The sequence below is a fragment of the Rhodococcus sp. 14-2470-1b genome (assembly GCF_002259415.1).
In the GTDB taxonomy this organism is placed as follows: domain Bacteria; phylum Actinomycetota; class Actinomycetes; order Mycobacteriales; family Mycobacteriaceae; genus Rhodococcoides.
Map to the genome: position 1 here is coordinate 1 of NZ_NPFY01000046.1, position 16,218 is coordinate 16,218.

A 16,218-nucleotide genomic window follows, 5' to 3' on the forward strand; every position below is an offset into this window, starting at 1 on the left:
ACCCTCCCCGCCCCACGCCGCCACCGCTCCCCACACAGGGACCGCCTGGGAGACAGCGTGGCAACCGCGGACTCAAGATCGTGCTGTCGGTCGCGGCTGTCGTGATTCTCGCAGTCGGCATCGGATCGGTGTTCGGCTCGGACGAAGGGGAGGGCGAAGCTGATCAGGCTTCGGCGACGTCGTCGGAGTTACCGGCAGCTACGACAACACCCGCAATTACTCCGGTCCCGTCTGTCGCGCCGCGTACATCGGTGCGCCCCGCTCCGACGACAGCTCAGGCGATGCCAGCGGTCGGCTGCCTCGACGTCCCGGGCGACGTCCTTACGGCAATCAACGCGTCACTCGAGCCGAGCGGGTACGAGCTGGGATCGCCTGCGGCGTACGACGACGGCGACACCCTCTACATCGCTGGTGAGATCGTCGAGCTGCAGGACGGCGGGATCCGCTCACGCGATGACGTGTTCGCCCAGCAAGGACCGATCGTCACTCCGGTGACAATCACAGCGCGTAACGAGTCCAATTTGCTGGACCTTCACGAACAGCTACAACTCGACTTTTCGGATCCGGGGTCGCAGGCTGCAGCGGACTGCGCTCGGACGTACTGACCGCACCCCACTCCGGCGGCGTTCTACTTCCCGCGTTACCCCTCTCGGAGCGCTCGTGGAATCGGCTGTCTGCCGTGTGTGTAATCGGGATTGAGAACAGATTTTCGCTGAAATCGATATTGAGATTGTTGTTTTGGTAAACCCGAAGATTCAGGTCGAGTGCTGATGCAAACAGTTGTGCTGCAATGTATTAGGAGGAAAGTCGAACCACTTTTACCCATAGCGAATTCGCCTGCATTGATATAGAATTGGACCTGTCGAACGCTATCCGTACGAGGAGCTATTCATGTCGATCACTGTGTACACGAAACCCGAATGCAACAACTGCGATCAAACAAAACGACGCCTGAATAAGCACGGGATCGAATACACGACCGTCGATGTCACCGAAGATGCGGCGGCGCGCGAGTTCGTCACCGACCGACTCGGCTACCGCCAGATGCCGGTGGTGGCCGTCGACGAGAACACGCACTGGTCCGGCTTTCGGATCGAGGCGCTCGACAAGTTCGCCGCTGCCTGACCTGTCACTCTGTCGCCACTGTCCGAGATTGTCTGCGAAAACGAGACCCGATGATGCCACTGAGCGCAGTCCCCGCGCCCGACGACGAGCCCACTCGCATCCATCCACGCGCCCTGGCCCCCGTCGCCGACGATGATGTCGCCGCCGTCGACGACTGGAGCGCAGCTCACCTACCCGCCACCGACCCCGAGGCACTGCTGCTGTGCGCTCTGATGTGGAGCGCCCACACCGGGGGAGTGTCCACCGAGGACCAGCGCATCACCGCGATCGTGACCGGCGACGACTTCGATACCGTCGCCTACCGGCGACTGTTCGTCGTGATCGCAGCTCTCGTCGCGGCCGGCGAACCCTACGACCCGGCGAGCGTCACCGCAGCCTTCATGCGGTCCGGATCAGGCGGAGCCAAAGACGCACCCCTGCTCCGCCGCCTGAACGAGGTCATCACCGCAGGAGCGGACGGCTTCACCGCCACCCACTACGCCGACATCGTGCTCTCCCAGTCCTACCGGCGCAGTTACCGGACCGTGGCAGCGGCCATCGTGCAGGCCGCAGAAGAGCTGCCGGAGGAGCAATTATTCGATCATCTCGTCGAGTACGGGCGCGCTCAACGCGCACTATGGCAGCGGCTCAACGCCTTTCGGGGACAGCAGTGACTATGGCCACCGCGACCACCAGCGCAGATGGGGCGGATCATCCCTTAGCCAGCCAAACGTCAAGATATATTGACGGCTCGGTAGCGTCAACATATCTTGACGCTCTGTCCTGGGTGATGCTGTTTCGACGCAGGCGGCGGAGCGCCGACCGGGCAGGTCACGGCGGCGGCGCTCCGCTCCGCATGACCGCTCACCCGATCCCAGGTTTTGTGCTACACAACCCAGCGTTTTGTAGTACACTACCTGTATGGGGATCAGGTGGGCGAACAGTGCGGACAAGCACGGAATCGACCACGACGACGCCCTGCACGCACTAGGAAACGCGTACTACGTCGAGGAAGAATTCGACGAACCGAGAGTCCCCGGGCACGCGAAACCGACGTTGTTCATCGGCCCACCGCGAACACTCGGAGGTCCGCTGCTCGAGGTGATGGTGGAGATGATCCCGCCGCGCGACATGGTCGTCTTCCACGTCATGGAAGCACGGCGAAAGCATCTCGATCGGATGGACGACTGAACGACCTGTCGCCGTCCGAGTTCGACACGACCAGCTCTACTGCACGACCGCTACCCCGACCAGAGGTGAACATGATGAGCAACTCCGACAAGCCCGACGCGGGCACCGACTACGACGCCCTGTCCGACTGGGCCGAGAACGAGATGACCCTGCCCACGAAGTCGGCCACAGCGAAACGGGGCCGCGAGGCCGCCGCTGCGGGCCGGGCGCTGCTCGACCGTGTCGGTGGACGCCCGTCGCTGGACCCCGATGCCGAACCCGGCAGTGAATCCCCGGTACGCCAAGTCCGGCTACCCAAGCCGCTCGATGCACGGATCGACGCGATCGCCGAGCAGCAAGGGCGCAGCCGATCAGCGGTACTGCGCGATGCAGTCGCCGAGTACGCCGACGCGCACAGTACGAACGCGTGACCGCTGCCGGTGTCGTCACCGTCGAAGTGCCCTCTCCAATCGGGGCATACCTGTGGTGGTGCGGACACGTCGGTGCCGACGCGCTCGATCTCGATGCGCTGCAGGAATGGGACTACCTCCACGCCGACGAGATGACCGACGCCGAACGACGCAGCCTGACCGTATGGGCACGCTCGGCTGGGATTTTCGGTACACCCGACACCGCGCCGCACCCGCAGCACTGACCGCGCGAAAGCCCGGCCCGAGCAGAAAGAAAGGCACCCACACTTCGATTGTGGGTGCCTTTCTCGTTCAGTGCGAGCGGTGCGAGCGGTGTCAGTGGCGGTCGCTCACCGGTGCCGGGGCCGGTGCGATGTGCTGGTCGGTGGTCATCCGAGACCGTGATCGGCCGACTGCGATATCGCCGCTGTGTGTGTCGGTGCCGGTGCGGTGTACAGCGTCGGCGATGCAGCCCGCGCCGCACTGGGTGCGCGTGTGGGCGGGGAGTGACCAACCCACGCGGACGCGTCGACGCACGATCGATTTCGACCGCGTTCGACACCGATACCGGCGCAGACACAGCCGCGGTGTTGTCGGCGCGTGCGGCCGGCGTCGACCGCGCTTGCAGTTCCTCGAGGTCGGCTGCGAGGGCGGTGATGTATTCCGCGTCGGCGACCGGATCGAGGACGGAGAGGTTCGCACGCATCCGTTGGACTTCGGAGAACCGGTCGACTGCAATGCGGTCGGTGTCGGAGACACCGGCTTCGTGGGTCACGCGCAGCACGGTGTCGTTGCGCATCGGTTCGATGATGCCGCCGAGTTCGGCCGCGAGCTGCTCGGCGATGCGGTGCGCGTACTCGGGGGTGTACGCGCCGACCTCGGTGCGCGAGTTCGGGATCGGGCCCGGACGGGTGGAATACACCTCCACGTCCAGAACCGCGACAGCATCGGGGCCGTCGACAGCAGAGTCGGGCAACGGCGGCGACGCGTCGACAACCGCAGCGACGGCCGCGGTGACATCTTTCGGTGCGGGGATGACGGTGCGCAGCACACCGTTCCGGTAGTCCGGGAGCGCGATCAGCTCGGCGGCGAGTTCGCCGAGAGTGCCGATGAACTCGACATCACGGCGAGAGCTGCCCTCGGCGACAGCGTCGATCACCACCGAGACGGTGTCGACCTCGCGGGTGTCCGAGAGTGCTGCTGCTTGGGTGAGCGCGAACTGTGCAGCGGAGCGCGAGGTCTAGAACGCGCCGCGGAAATGCACGAAGCCGGGGTCGCCGTGCTGATCGAGGGAGGCTACTTCGACGTTGAATTCGGGCTGGCTCATGGCAAGTGGGTCCTTCGAGGGTGTGGGTGTACGCCCCTACGCGAGACGATGTGTCGAGCGTGCGAGGGGCACGGAGATACGCGACCGGTGCCGGTGCGCGGGCAGTGCGCAGAGCAGTGGTGTCAGGACGCGGGGGCAGTCGAGGACTGCGGTTCGGTCGACACGTCGGGTGCCGACGAGGTGGCCACGTCGTCGGGTTGTCGGTCTGGGCCGGCGGTGTTCTCAGCACCGACTCGGCGGCGCGGCGTACCGCGACCGGTAGCGCGCTTGGCAGAGGCCTTGGATGTCTTCTTGCCGGTCGGCGGCGTTGGAGCGGTCAGACCGCTCTCGGTGAGTTCGGCAACTGTCCATCCGGCGTCGATCGCCTCTTTGTACGCGGCAGCGTGTTCGGCGTTCGCGTGTTCAGCGGCGCGAGTCGCGTCGGCGACTTTCTCGCGCGCGGCGGCGGACTCCTGGGCGGCGTCGAAGAGGGACTCGATGTACTTGGTGCGGTTCTCGATCGCGGCGCGTGCGCGCGCGATGACGGTGTCTTTGTCGACCGTGGGGGAGATGGACATCAGAGGTGAGGGCCTTCCAGTTTCGGTGCGCGGAAATCCCCACCGGACAGGCACCGATCGCTCACAGAGCAACACAACCCACAGTGCGATGAACGCAGTGCGGGGTGAATCAGTACGGGTGGGGCGCGCTCGAACGTGACCCTCATCGACGCTCGAACTGACTCGATCCTAGATCATCTGCGCTCTGCGCGGCGTGCCACCGGCGCTGAGGTGTGTGTTCGTGTCGGTGCCTGCTGGCACCGTTCCGACCATGACCGACGACGACGCCACCACACCGCAGCCTCTCGTGCGAGTGCGGGAGGTGCTCGACGGCGATGTCCCTAATGGGACGCACGTCGTCGTGCACGGCACCCTCGAGGACGTCACAGTGAAGACGAATCAGCAGACAGGTCAGTGGGCGACAGGGCGACTCGTCGACGGAAAGGACTCGATCGACTTCTGGATGTTCCCGCGCGCGTTCGCACGCACCGGCCGATCGTGCATCGAGACGGCCGGCCCGATCGCTGCGACCGCAAGTGTGTCCGGCCCGCCGCAGCGCACCGCGCTGATCATCAACAGCATGGAGCGCATCGAACCTGGCACGAAACCCGACGTCGACACCACTGCTGTCTGACACGATCGACCGCTATGAGCGTCACTCTCCCACCGCCCCTGATCGCCGACAACGACGACGACGCAGTCGCTCTGCTGCGGCAGTACTACGGCAGCACCTACCTCGATGCCGGGTGCTACACCGGCGCGTACTTCGACAGCTGGGCACCGCAGAACCGCGCCGCCGACAGCAACCGGTTCACCGCAGACGATCTGGTCGCGATCACGTTCTTGTCGGTCGCCGTCAAAGCGGGAGCGGCACGCGAGCTCCTCGTCACCCGCGCCGCACGATTCGCCGAGTTGCTCGACGCCGTCGGCCCGGATCGCGACCTCGTCGACGAGACGGGCGAGCTCACGCCCGACGCGCCGATCCTGCTGCTGGAGGACGAACTACGAACCGTGACAGACGTCGGCCGCACCATCGCAACGAAGTTGATGGCGCGCAAACGTCCCCGCCTGGTGCCGATCTACGACGTGGTCGTCGGTCGTGTTCTCAATACCGAGAAGGTGCACCGTGATCCCATTCGAGAAGCTCTACGCGCGGACGGCGGTGCGCTGCACACTCGACTGCTGAGGATCAGAGCGGCCGCAGCTCTGCCCGACGACATCAGTGCGCTGCGCGTCCTCGACGTCATCAGTTGGATGCACGGCAAGTCGGCATAAGCGAACCGTGCACGGTCGTCGCTGTGGGCCGGTGCGGTGGTGTAGCCGACGTCGTTGCAGCGCGTGCACAGTGCGGTTTCATCGGCTGCACATGTCACCGCTGCGACGAGTACAGAAGCGTCGGTGCAAGCGTGCCCGGCCGGTCAGTAGTAGTCGTTGCCGTAGGGGTCGCGGTGGTACCCGCGTCGGGGTCTGCGGTCGGCGACTCCGCTGGCACCGCCGAGTGCGAACAGGGGAAGCATGAACAGCATCACGGCGATGAACGCGCCGATCACCGCGATGAATGTGGAGAACACGACCGCGAGTACGACGAGGTACGCGCCGACGCCGATGACGGTGAGAATGTTCGCGACGAACCCCTTCCATCCGGGGTCGTTCTCGCCGAGGTACCGCACGTACCAGATCAGGAATCCGGCACCGGCGACAGCGAGCAAGGGGAGTGGTCCGACGTCGTCGGTGAAGAGCGAGGAGAGCGTCATCTCGTAAGTCCTTTTCGTTGAGGACTGCTCTCACCGGTGCGGCGGCGCGGCCCGAAGCCTTGATGGATCTATCTCTACCGCGCGCCACCGACATGTGTCGGTGGCGTTCGTTTCAGAAGAGCGTCGGTGGTGCTTGGGCGTCGACGCTGTGGCCCGCGAACGCGGCCCGCAGTCTCGGTTCGTCGTAGCCGTCCTTGAGTGCGTCGCGGATCGCAACGGCGCGCCCGTACCGTCCGCGCGGATCCCCGCCTGCCGGTGTCGGTCCGATGTGCCGGCCGACGGCAACGGCGTGCACGAGGTTCGCCGACTGGGTGCCGCGTTTGAGGTGCCCGTCGGCCACCCGCACGCACAGTGTTTCGTCACAGTCGTGCTCGCCGACGATCCCGTCACCGAGGTCGCCGTATTCGAGTAGCAGCGCGAACCGGTGCGCCGACAACGTGCGTGGTGCGTCGCCGTCGGTGAAGGTAAATCTGCCGTAGCCGTCTGGAAAACTCACCGAGCCCCTGAAAAAATGGCAGCTCGGAGTTTTGACCACCTTCGCCCAGAACCTGGCCACGGTCTTCGCGGTCAACGGTTGCTGCAACGGTCGCCACACCCGACGAATCGGCTGCGGTGTTGCAGCGTTGGTGTCGTCGCCGAACAACGCCAGTTGCATCACCGCGGCGGTCACCGGCTACCCCTGACTCGTCGCGGGCTCGGTGTCAGGGACGCTGTCGCCGGTCGCGATTTTGCTCGTCGTTGCATCGCTTGTCGCCGTCGAGTCATCCGTCTCGTTCGAGGCCGATCCATCACGCGATTCTGTGGCTGCATCCGAGTCGGAGTCCGAGGTGTCGTCGCCGATGTCCGCGCTCGCCGACGCCGCTGCGGGGTCGACGAGCAGTGCCAGAAGTTTGCGTACCTCGCCGGTCGTGATCCCGGCGAGGGTCGCAGCGGCGCTGAGTGTTCCTTCCCGGCCTCGGATGTCGTCGAGCGCACGGGCCATCGCCAGCCGGGCCGCGTCGATCTGCTCGGCGGCCGCGAAGTAGTCCGTCAACGAGCCCATGTTCTTCTCGTCACGCGCTTTGCGGTCGGCGACGACTTTTTGCTGCGCCGCCCGCGCCCGAGCACGCGCAGTCATCCGAGCCTGAGTCGACGCCATGCCGCCCACCCTAACCTCGAACAACCTCGAATTCACAGAACCTGACACAACCTCTCTCCACATCCCCGATCCGACAACCCCAGAACCCCAGTCCACGACCACCAAACCAACCGCCATCGATTACCAGACCAAAGCTAAGATCGACCCACCACCTCATGCACTATGGAGCTATTCGCGTTTTCGCTGGTACAGTCCGCGTTTGTGATGGGTCTGCACAAGCTGACCGCTGGGGACGGGTACGAGTACCTGACCCGGCAGGTTGCGGCTGCCGATTCCACCGAGCGTGGGGCCTCCTCGTTGGCCGATTACTACTCCGAGAAAGGGGAGTCCCCGGGCCGTTGGGCCGGGGCCGGCCTCTCTGGTCTGGGTTCGGTCGCCGCAGGCCAGCAGGTGTCCGAAGCGCAGATGAAGGCCCTGTTCGGTGAAGGTCTGCACCCGAACGCGGACCTGATGTTCGAGCTGGCGCTCGCCCAAGGCGCGTCTCAAGCCGACGCGGCACGGTCGGCGAAACTGGGTCGGGCGTTCAAGATCGACTCCGGAGCGACCGCGTATCGGGTGGCGTGCGCGGAGGCGTTCGTGGCGCACAACCTCGCACGCGGGCAGAAGTGGAATGCGGCGATCGACGACGCCGACCGCGCGCGGATCCGCACCGATGTCGGATCGACAATGTTCGCGAAAGAGTACGGACGCGCGCCGGCGGACGAGCGGGAACTGTCGGGCTGGGTGGCGAAGGTCGGACGGCAGAAGACCACCGCCGTTGCCGGTTTCGACTTGACGTTCACACCGGTGAAATCGGTGTCGGCATTGTGGGCCGTCGCCCCGCGCGAGGTCTCGCAACAGATCGAAGCTGCACACGAGTCCGCGATCGCCGCCGCGGTGACGTACCTCGAGAAGCACGCGTGCTTCACCCGCGTCGGGACCGGGGGAGTGGCGCAGGTCGACGGCAACGGATTGATCGCCGCACAGTTCACCCACCGCGATTCACGCGCCGGGGATCCGAACCTGCACACCCACGTTGCGATCAGCAACAAGGTCGCCGCCACGATGCCCGACGGCACCATCAAGTGGCTCGCGCTCGACGGGGCCGCGTTGTACCGCAACAACGTTCCCGCCTCCGAGGTCTACAACACCGTCCTCGAAGCGCAGTTGCGTGAACGCATCGGCGTCCGGTTCACCGAGCGAGCGTCGACCGATCGCAGCAAACGTCCGGTCCGCGAGATCGACGGCATGGACACTCGTCTCGCCGAGCGGTGGTCATCGCGCAGCGCCGCGATCAAACTCCGCACCGCCGAACTCGCCCGCGCCTTCCAGGCCGATCACGGGCGCGAACCGACCGCCATCGAAGCGATCTCCCTCGCCCAGCAAGCGACGTTGGAAACCCGTGCCGCCAAACACGAACCGGTCTCGCACGCCGACCAACGCAGCGGTTGGCGAGCCGAAGCGATCGAGATCCTCGGCTCACAGAAAGCGTTGTCGGAACTGGTCTCCTCGATCACCGCGCATACCGCCGCCGAAGCGACGACGGAGTTCGATCAGGCCTGGGTGCGTGAGACCGCGGAACGCTCACTCGACATCGTTTCGCGGAAACGATCACGGTTTCTGCGCCACAACATTCGCGCCGAAGTGGTGCGGCAAGTACGCACCTTCGACCCGCCGACCGAGCGCATCGACGCACTCGTCGAGAAGGTCACCTACCTCGCGTGCGGGGGCGAGTTGTCGATCGACCTCTCCGGTGCCGCCGACACCGACCCGGCCGCCGATGTCGCCCCGGATGTGATGCGCCGACGCGACGGCGGCGATGTGCACACCCGTCACGAATCGCAGTTGCTCACCACCGCAGCAGTACTCGATGCCGAAGCGCGCATCGTCGCCCTCGCCGCGCGCACCGACGGTATTGCGATCGACGACAAGCACGTCGAGATTGCGTTGCTCGAATCCGCAGCGAACGGTCTCGATCTCAACGCCGGCCAGCGGTCGTTGGTGCGCGCGATGGCGACCTCGGGAGCGAAAGTGCAGCTCGCACTCGCACCCGCAGGCACCGGCAAGACCGCGTCGATGAAAGCGCTGACGACCGCGTGGCAGAACGCCGCCGGGCGGGTCGTCGGGTTCGCGCCGACGGCTGCCGCCGCCGCAGTCCTGCGTCAAGATATCTTGACGACTACCGATACGTTGGCGAAGTTCGTCGACATCACCCAACGGTTGCGCGAGGGCCGGTCGGTGAAAGTTCCGCAGTGGTACACCGACATCGGCGAGGACACTCTCGTCATCGTCGACGAAGCCGGTATGACCGGCACCCTCGATCTCGATGAAGCAATCACTGCACTCGTCGAGCGCGGTGCAACGGTGCGGTTGATCGGTGACGATCAACAGCTCGCCTCCGTCGCCTCCGGTGGTGTGCTCCGCGATATCCACGACCGCATCGGTGCGTTGTCGCTCTCGCAGGTCGTCCGGTTCCGCGACAGTGCCGAAGGTGCCGCGTCGTTGGCGTTGCGTGACGGTGACGAGGCCGCGATCGGGTTCTACATCGACCACGGCCGGGTTCACGTCGGGTCGATTGCGACGGTCACCGACGACGCCTACACCGCGTGGGCGGCCGATCATGCGGCCGGCAAGGACGCGCTCATGCTCGCCCCGACCCGCGAGCTCGTCGCCGAACTCAACACCCGCGCCCGCACCGACCGCCTCGCCGCCACCGACAAACGTGTCGGCCGGGAAGCCGTCCTCGCCGACGGGCTCATGGCCAGCGCCGGGGACACCGTCCGCACCCGCTCGAACGACCGCCGCAACCCGCTCTCGCAGACCGACTGGGTCCGCAACGGTGACCGCTGGATCGTCGAGAAAGTCGGCCGTGACGGCTCGCTACAGGTCCGGCACATCGAACTCGGACGCAGCGTCACCCTCGACGCCGACTACGTCCAGTCCGCCACCGAACTCGGCTACGCCGGAACCGTGCACTCGGCGCAAGGCTCGACCGCCGATACCTGCCACGTCGTGGCCACCGGCGACGAAACCCGACAGCTCGCCTACGTCGGACTCACCCGCGGCAAGCAAGCCAACCACCTGTACTTGGCGACCGCGTCGGACGGCGACCTGCACACCGCGATGACCGAACGCGGAATGCTTCCCCCGACCGCGGTCGACGACCTCCGCGAGATTCTGCGGCGCGACGGCGCACAGGTTTCGGCGCACTCGACCCTCGCAGAAGCCGACGACCCGCACCTCAATCTCTCGCCGGCTGCGCGGGCCTACGACTACTCGGTGGCCACCGGCTCCGAAGTGCACCTCGGGCCGGAGGTGATGGCCGCTATCGACGTCGCCGCCGAACAAGAAGCACCGGGTCTGACCGACGAGCCCGCATGGCCGACCCTGCGCGGACACTTGGCGATCCTCGGTGCACACGGCCGCGATCCCGTCGAAGCGCTGCGCAGTGCTGTCCGCTCGCGCGAACTCGACACCGCCCTCGACAGGGCCGCGGTGCTCGACTGGCGTCTGGACCCCAGCGGCAAGCATTCCTCCGCCACTGGGCCGCTGCCGTGGCTACCTGCCATCCCGACAGCGGTACACGCTCTACCCGAGTGGGGTGCCTACCTCGACGCCCGCGAGGAACTGGTGGCGACGCACTGCGCACGCATCGCCGCCGACGTCGCCACGTGGACACCGACGACTGCACCGGTGTGGGCGCGCCCGATGCTCACCGACGAACCCGACCTCGAACTGCTCACCGATCTCGCGGTGTTCCGCGCCGCACACGACGTCGATCCGGCCGATCGCCGTCCGACCGGACCCGAGCAGCTCGCCGCCGCATCGGTGAAAGCGCAACGCAGCCTCGACCGCCGCGCCGCCGAGATGATCGACACCGGAAACGATGCCGTCGCCCGATGGCGTCCGTTCGTCGACGAACTCGACACCCACATCGCCCGCGACCCGTACTTCCCGATCCTCGCCGACCGACTCTCCGCCGCCGCACGCGCCGGAATCGAAGTCCACACCCTCGTCCGCGACTCCCTCGCCACGTCGCCGCTGCCCGACGAGCTGCCCGCTGCCGCCCTGTGGTGGCGACTGTCCGGTGAACTCTCCGTCGCCGCGCTCGACGCCGACACCGACGGCGCAGTCCTCGAACCGTCCTGGGCACCGGTACTGACCGAACTGCTCGGCTACACCGCCGCCGTCCGCGTCATGTCCGATGCGGCGTGGCCCTCGCTCGTGGCGACCATCGACGCCGCCGACCCGACCCTGTGGACCCCGGGACAGTTGCTCGGGACCGCGTACGAGTTCCTGCACGGCGGCATCGACCCGGTCGATCACGGTGTCACCCTGCCCGCCCACGAACTCGCCACCGCCCTGACATGGCGGGCCGAGATGCTGGTGCGCGAGAACCACCTCGCCCGCACCTACACCCCACCCACCGCCGAACCACTCTCGGTCGAGGACGAAGAAGCCGTCCCCGTCGTCGACGACGCGGTCTCCGACACCATCGGCGGCGAGCTGCCCGACGAGTTCGTCATCCCGGCACCACTACTCACCCACGCTGCCGCGGCCGACACCGTCGTCGACGGCTCGACCCCCGCGATCCCGGTCGACGCCGACGCCGACTACCTCGACGCACTCGACGCACTCGACGCCCCCGTCGACTACGACCAAGCACCACCACCGGAATACGACAGCGACTACGACCAGCCACCATCGGAGTACGACGACGAATACACCGGGGTCGACCACGAGGCCGGCGCACCACTCGACATCGACGCCGCCGACACGATCGGCACCACCGCCGCCGAGGCCGACGTGTGGGATGCGTTGCGCTCGCAAATCGAGACGATCGAGCTGCCGTACCCGACGGTCACCACCGACGAACGAGTACGTCTGCTCACCGCAGATCTCGACGACGCGAAAGCCAGGTACCGGGAGCTGCGTGGCCGGATTTCCGACGGCACCAGCCCCGCACAGTTCCATGCCCGCACGATGCTCGCCGAGCTGCAGGAGCGAGCCGACCGGCAACGCCCCGCCCGCATCGCCATGCTCGACACCCGTCAGGAGTGGACCGACCGCGAGTTCGAGGCCGAAGCGCTCTGGCATCACATCGACACCGTCATCCGGCCCGCCGTGGCCGCCGACGTCCCGGCCGCCGGGGACGACGACGATGCACGCGCCCTCGCGCAACGCGGTCTCGACTGGGAGATCTGGCGCGCCGGTTTCGTCGACGACGCCGCGACCGCAGCCCGCACCCGCGCACACGACGCCGCCGCCGAGTACGAGCGCGTCACCGCCGCCGACGGGGGAGAAGTCACTGCCGTCGACGTCACCACCGCACGCCTGGCAGCCGAGAGCATCGACCTCGCTGCACTCGCCGACCTCAAGGCCGACGTCGACCGCACCGAAGCGATGCTGTGGCGGGCCGAACAAGCAGCCAAGCGCGCGGCGATGACCGACACCCCGACCCCAACGCAGGTTTCGTTGGAGTCGACCGTCGAGGTCGTCGACGCACCAGCAGCCGACACAGTCGAACAGCTCGACCAACAAACGCCAACCCCGACCGAGCTGGCAGCAGAGGACACCATCGAGACCGCACCCGATCCGCAACCGGTGCTCTCACCGGCCGACGCCGCTCTGCTCGCGAAGATGGAACGAGACCCGATCCGGCTCGTTCCGGACGCCGAGCTGACCGCGTTCGTCGACCGAGCCGGACGCGACCGCACCGAACCCACCGTCGTCGCGGAGACAGAGAAGTTGTACGCACGACTCGACGAGCAAGCCGCCGCGATCGCAGCAGCCCGCGAACTCGAGACCGAACTACGTCGCGTCACCGCACAGTACGAGGCCGCACACAGCGAACACACCACACTCGCTGAGCGGCTGTCGACCGCGAAACGTCGCGATCGCAAGGCTCTCGAACCGGCCGTCGACGACGCACGACTACGCCAAGAACGCCTCGCCCGCCAGGTCCACGACACTCAACGTGCCGCCAGCGACGCAGCCGGCCGTGTCCAGGCAGAAACGGATGAGTGGTCAGCGATCGTTCAACGCGCGACCGATCCGGATCGGCGCTCCGCCGACCACGCCGCCGCGACCGTGTTCGATACCGCTATCACCGAACACGCTCGACGACGCAGACAGACGCTCACGGCACCCCAACGCGCTGTATCCGAACGGGCCCTGCGTGCCTTCTCTTCGACCAGGCCGGCATCTATTGATGCACCGTCCATCGTGGGCATCACCGATAGTCCGCAGAGGGACCGCGTGCTGTCAGAGAACGAACATGACGATGCCGCGCGCGCCCGCTCGCTCGCATCTACAGGGACCACAGTGACCAAACGTGCGACAACAACAAACAGCCATAGATCACCTCTCCCAGATCTCGACGTAAGTCGAGAACACGATCTCGATCGCGGACTCTGACGTCGGTGACATAGTCGGCCATCACGTGCAGGCGACAGACAACGCCGATGCGAATCGACTCCACGGGACCGCAGTTTGGCTGTTTGTCCCGAACGAGCCGCCTCAAAGCGGCACGATGGTCGGTATGGGGACTTCGTCGACTGTGTTCGTGTTCGACACCAACATTTTGCTCGGTGCCCCTGATCTGGCCGATGTCCCGTGGAGACGGACGTTTCTGGTCGCCGAATTCGGACCGCTGAGCGTCGTTGTACCTGAGGTCGTTGTCCAGGAGTTCGGTCGACGCCGATGGGCAGATGCTAGGAGCATGGCAGTCGACGGAGCAAGGCTGTGGGGGCAGGCCTTGAGGAAGCTAGACGGTGCCGCGATCCCGCTTCCAACGGGACTCCCTACCGTCAAAGAGCTGAGAGCTGCCGTGAGTGCGATGTCGTGGCAGGACTTCGCGAAAGACCTGCGCGATCGTCTGATCGACGAGGGGGCAGAGATAGCGGCGATCTCGTCGACCCTCGACCACGCCACGTTGGTGGAGTGGTCTCTTGGAGAGCATCCTCCGTTCGATCAAACGGACAAGGGATATCGAGATGCTCTAATTTGGGCAACGGTCCTCGACGTGGCGCGCTCTTCCGCAGCGGGTACAGAAGTTGTCTTCGTAACCCAAGACAAGGACTACCGCGGAACCGGAGAACACTCGGATTCCTTGCACCCCAGTTTGGCAAGTGAAGTCGCGGCCATAACTTCGAATCCAGTGCGCATCGCCAAAACCATCGACGACGCAATGACGATGACCCGGTTGGACACAGTGCACGCCGAACTCACTGACAAGTCGATCGAGATCCCCGAATTGAACGACGTGCTCTCCAACGCCCTCTCCGGAGAGGCCGACAACATGTGGGGGATGGAGCTGACGACCCAAACCCAGGACGGAGAACGAACGCCGCTCTACGGGTTCGAGTTCGACAGCGACCTCGAGCCGCCGATCACCATCAACGACGTCAGCCTCAACCTCGACAGTATGACCTACGAGGTGCACGAGAAGTTCGAGGACGGAACCGAAATCGGCGAAGCACACGTGGACGCGAGCATCGGGTACGAGGGCTACATGCACAAAAGCGACTACGCCGGGTCGCGAGCCCAATGGACTGTCCTAGACGGCGACCACAACGACCACTACATGATCGTGGGTGACGAACTCGAAGCAGAGCTGATCTTCCATTTCGTGGTCAATCTCGACGCAGTCGAAGCCTTGGACCTGCAAGACATAGTGCCGGTTCAGGGTAACCGGGTTGAGCAAGGAATACCGTCAAGTAAGGCAGAGAAAATCGAAGGTAGCGAGGAGGAGGAAGGTAATGAGTGATACCCCGGAAGGTAGCGATACAGAAAACCCGCCAGCCAAAGAAGAGGATCCAAAACCCGATACAGGTAAGAAACCGCCGCCTGATAGTGATTGGATCAAGACGGAAGAAATTCGCAAGAGGTACGACGGCGATGAAGAAACAAAACTCGAAAAATGAGCACTCAGGGCGAGGAATACACGAACCACATCAAGGCGGCACTGGAGGCTGAGTACAAGCGTAGAGATGACCTCAACGCACGGTCCGCGTCCGTGATCACCAGCGCAGGAGGTCTAGTCACCCTGACCGTCGCCGTCCTCGCTGTCTTCCTGGGAAAGGATTATCTGCTCAGTGGAGGCGAACGCGGCTGGATGATCTTTGCCTTCATTCTGTTTCTTGTATGTGCCATTCTTGGCGTGTTCGCGGGTCTGAGTTGGAAATACAAGGTGGCGGACGGCGCTAGCCTGAATGAAATGACTGACACCCATTGGTGCGACAGTGAAGACGATGCGCGGAAGGCGGTTGCTAAAACAAACACTAAATCAGTAGTAAGCCTCAGAGACGGTAACAACTGGAAATCGAGGTTTCTGCTTGCAGCTACCATTTCGCAGGTTCTGGCGATCGCGGGATTGGCGATCAGTGCCCTGCTCGCGTTGACCTAACCCCGCGTCCTGGACCTTTCTCTTCATCGGGAAAGCTGAGCTGTATGACAGCGCTTGACATGTGGATCTCGACGACAACACCTGACGTTGCTTTCGGTCAAGATGGGCCCGGTGAGCAGTGGCAGAAAGTCGGAACGGTCGATACCTCGCAGGAGGCTGACTTCGGCAAACACATCCAGAGGCTGGAGGGTCATCGTGCGACGGCACCGAGGATCTCGGGCTTCTACCTCAGCGGAGATCCAGAAAGCATGTGGGTTCAGGCCTCCGAACAAGACCCGAGGAATCAACAGCCATTCTGGTTCGCTATCGACCGATGGGGTTCGATGCGGTCCGTCGTCCACGGGGCCCGCGAGACCTACCTGGTCAGTAATGAAAAGGCGAGAGCTACGGCAT

Annotated in this window: 15 protein-coding genes and 1 pseudogene; 11 read left to right on the forward strand and 5 right to left on the reverse strand. The window is 65.0% G+C overall.

Annotation, left to right across the window (positions count from 1 at the left end; all coding sequences use genetic code 11):
• From CH293_RS27400 to CH293_RS27420, 5 genes and pseudogenes are all read left to right on the forward strand, one after another.
• A pseudogene (locus CH293_RS27400) lies at positions 1–605 on the forward strand (hypothetical protein); the annotation flags it as partial.
• 286 nt (positions 606–891) lie between these two features.
• Positions 892–1,125 carry a glutaredoxin family protein gene (locus CH293_RS27405; RefSeq protein ID WP_094722028.1) on the forward strand — a complete coding sequence of 78 codons (234 nt, stop codon included), beginning with the start codon at positions 892–894 and terminating at the stop codon, positions 1,123–1,125.
• Between the two features lie 50 nt (positions 1,126–1,175).
• The gene (locus CH293_RS27410; RefSeq protein ID WP_094722029.1) at positions 1,176–1,778 is read left to right on the forward strand and encodes a DnaB-like helicase N-terminal domain-containing protein; all 603 of its coding nucleotides are present in this window, start codon (positions 1,176–1,178) and stop codon (positions 1,776–1,778) included.
• Positions 1,779–2,025: 247 nt separating this feature from the next.
• Positions 2,026–2,295 (forward strand): hypothetical protein, encoded by a 270-nt coding sequence (locus CH293_RS27415; protein ID WP_094722030.1) that lies wholly within the window; start codon positions 2,026–2,028, stop codon positions 2,293–2,295.
• 74 nt (positions 2,296–2,369) lie between these two features.
• A complete protein-coding gene (locus tag CH293_RS27420; RefSeq protein WP_094722060.1) occupies positions 2,370–2,705 on the forward strand; it encodes a CopG family ribbon-helix-helix protein in 336 nt (111 codons plus the stop codon).
• Between the two features lie 112 nt (positions 2,706–2,817).
• Here the strand turns inward: CH293_RS27420 and CH293_RS27425 are convergent, their stop codons facing one another.
• Entirely contained in the window at positions 2,818–3,843 is a 1,026-nt protein-coding gene (locus tag CH293_RS27425; RefSeq protein ID WP_141217247.1) for a hypothetical protein, read from the reverse strand.
• Between the two features lie 290 nt (positions 3,844–4,133).
• Positions 4,134–4,568 carry a hypothetical protein gene (locus CH293_RS27430; RefSeq protein ID WP_094722032.1) on the reverse strand — a complete coding sequence of 145 codons (435 nt, stop codon included), beginning with the start codon at positions 4,566–4,568 and terminating at the stop codon, positions 4,134–4,136.
• Between the two features lie 250 nt (positions 4,569–4,818).
• Between CH293_RS27430 and CH293_RS27435 the strand changes: the two genes are divergently transcribed.
• Both CH293_RS27435 and CH293_RS27440 read left to right on the forward strand, forming a co-directional pair.
• Positions 4,819–5,181 carry a hypothetical protein gene (locus tag CH293_RS27435; RefSeq protein WP_141217248.1) on the forward strand — a complete coding sequence of 121 codons (363 nt, stop codon included), beginning with the start codon at positions 4,819–4,821 and terminating at the stop codon, positions 5,179–5,181.
• A gap of 14 nt (positions 5,182–5,195) precedes the next feature.
• Positions 5,196–5,822: a DUF6308 family protein gene (locus CH293_RS27440; protein WP_094722034.1), complete on the forward strand. Its 627-nt coding sequence runs from the start codon at positions 5,196–5,198 to the stop codon at positions 5,820–5,822.
• A 143-nt stretch (positions 5,823–5,965) separates the two neighbouring features.
• On the opposite strand, the gene CH293_RS27445 is transcribed toward CH293_RS27440, so the two are convergent.
• From CH293_RS27445 to CH293_RS27455, 3 genes are all read right to left on the reverse strand, one after another.
• Positions 5,966–6,301, reverse strand: a complete 336-nt coding sequence (locus tag CH293_RS27445) for a hypothetical protein (protein ID WP_094722035.1) — start codon at positions 6,299–6,301, stop codon at positions 5,966–5,968.
• 112 nt (positions 6,302–6,413) lie between these two features.
• Positions 6,414–6,971, reverse strand: a complete 558-nt coding sequence (locus CH293_RS27450) for a hypothetical protein (RefSeq protein ID WP_094722036.1) — start codon at positions 6,969–6,971, stop codon at positions 6,414–6,416.
• A 3-nt stretch (positions 6,972–6,974) separates the two neighbouring features.
• Positions 6,975–7,439 (reverse strand): hypothetical protein, encoded by a 465-nt coding sequence (locus tag CH293_RS27455; RefSeq protein WP_094722037.1) that lies wholly within the window; start codon positions 7,437–7,439, stop codon positions 6,975–6,977.
• A 204-nt stretch (positions 7,440–7,643) separates the two neighbouring features.
• On the opposite strand from CH293_RS27455, the gene mobF reads away from it, so the two are divergent.
• The 4 genes from mobF (at position 7,644) to CH293_RS27470 (ending at position 15,825) form a co-directional block, all read left to right on the forward strand.
• Positions 7,644–13,835 carry a MobF family relaxase gene (gene mobF, locus CH293_RS27460; RefSeq protein WP_255123015.1) on the forward strand — a complete coding sequence of 2,064 codons (6,192 nt, stop codon included), beginning with the start codon at positions 7,644–7,646 and terminating at the stop codon, positions 13,833–13,835.
• Between the two features lie 148 nt (positions 13,836–13,983).
• The gene (locus CH293_RS27465; RefSeq protein ID WP_176460146.1) at positions 13,984–15,186 is read left to right on the forward strand and encodes a PIN domain-containing protein; all 1,203 of its coding nucleotides are present in this window, start codon (positions 13,984–13,986) and stop codon (positions 15,184–15,186) included.
• A complete protein-coding gene (locus tag CH293_RS28380) occupies positions 15,179–15,343 on the forward strand; it encodes a hypothetical protein (RefSeq protein WP_176460147.1) in 165 nt (54 codons plus the stop codon). The genes CH293_RS27465 and CH293_RS28380 overlap by 8 nt, the downstream gene beginning before the upstream one ends.
• Positions 15,340–15,825: a hypothetical protein gene (locus CH293_RS27470; RefSeq protein ID WP_094722040.1), complete on the forward strand. Its 486-nt coding sequence runs from the start codon at positions 15,340–15,342 to the stop codon at positions 15,823–15,825. Before CH293_RS28380 ends, CH293_RS27470 begins: the two co-directional genes overlap by 4 nt.
• Positions 15,826–16,218: the final 393 nt, after the last annotated feature.

Bases quoted from the DNA above. Each gene is read 5' to 3' on its own strand.
- CH293_RS27405 (WP_094722028.1), top strand. From the start codon at position 892: ATGTCGATCACTGTGTACACGAAACCCGAATGCAACAACTGCGATCAA.
- CH293_RS27410 (WP_094722029.1), top strand. From the start codon at position 1,176: ATGATGCCACTGAGCGCAGTCCCCGCGCCCGACGACGAGCCCACTCGC.
- CH293_RS27415 (WP_094722030.1), top strand. From the start codon at position 2,026: ATGGGGATCAGGTGGGCGAACAGTGCGGACAAGCACGGAATCGACCAC.
- CH293_RS27420 (WP_094722060.1), top strand. From the start codon at position 2,370: ATGAGCAACTCCGACAAGCCCGACGCGGGCACCGACTACGACGCCCTG.
- CH293_RS27430 (WP_094722032.1), bottom strand. From the start codon at position 4,568: ATGTCCATCTCCCCCACGGTCGACAAAGACACCGTCATCGCGCGCGCA.
- CH293_RS27435 (WP_141217248.1), top strand. From the start codon at position 4,819: ATGACCGACGACGACGCCACCACACCGCAGCCTCTCGTGCGAGTGCGG.
- CH293_RS27440 (WP_094722034.1), top strand. From the start codon at position 5,196: ATGAGCGTCACTCTCCCACCGCCCCTGATCGCCGACAACGACGACGAC.
- CH293_RS27445 (WP_094722035.1), bottom strand. From the start codon at position 6,301: ATGACGCTCTCCTCGCTCTTCACCGACGACGTCGGACCACTCCCCTTG.
- CH293_RS27455 (WP_094722037.1), bottom strand. From the start codon at position 7,439: ATGGCGTCGACTCAGGCTCGGATGACTGCGCGTGCTCGGGCGCGGGCG.
- mobF (WP_255123015.1), top strand. From the start codon at position 7,644: ATGGGTCTGCACAAGCTGACCGCTGGGGACGGGTACGAGTACCTGACC.
- CH293_RS28380 (WP_176460147.1), top strand. From the start codon at position 15,179: ATGAGTGATACCCCGGAAGGTAGCGATACAGAAAACCCGCCAGCCAAA.
- CH293_RS27470 (WP_094722040.1), top strand. From the start codon at position 15,340: ATGAGCACTCAGGGCGAGGAATACACGAACCACATCAAGGCGGCACTG.